Origin of the sequence: Azospirillum sp. TSO35-2 (assembly GCF_003116095.1) — a bacterium.
Classification (GTDB): Bacteria; Pseudomonadota; Alphaproteobacteria; order Azospirillales; family Azospirillaceae; genus Azospirillum.
Genome location: NZ_LGRA01000013.1, coordinates 653798 through 654165, shown reverse-complemented (window position 1 = coordinate 654165; position 368 = coordinate 653798). Strand labels below are relative to the sequence as shown.

The 368-nt window shown below is 70.1% G+C and carries 1 protein-coding gene; it reads right to left on the bottom strand.

Annotation, left to right across the window (positions count from 1 at the left end; genetic code table 11):
• On the bottom strand, positions 1-368 hold a 368-nt coding region (locus TSO352_RS10320), incomplete at both ends, for an electron transfer flavoprotein subunit beta/FixA family protein (protein ID WP_146210741.1).

Genomic DNA, 368 nt, shown 5'->3' with positions numbered 1-368 from the left:
CGGTCTCCAGCGGCTTCTTCTTCGCCTTCATGATGTTGGGCAGCGAGGCGTAGCGCGGCTCGTTCAGCCGCAGGTCGGCCGTCACCACCGCCGGCAGCGCCAGTTCGACCGTCTCCAGCCCGCCGTCGATCTCGCGGGTCACCGCCACGGCATCGCCCGCGGGCACGACCTTGGAGGCGAAGGTGCCCTGGCCCCAGCCGAGCAGCGCCGCCAGCATCTGGCCGGTCTGGTTGCAGTCGTCGTCGATCGCCTGCTTGCCGAGGATGACCAGCCCGGGGGCTTCCTTCTCGACCAGGGCCTTCAGGACCTTGGCGACGGCCAGCGGCTGGGTTTCGACGTCGGTCTGCACCAGGATGGCGCGGTCGGCA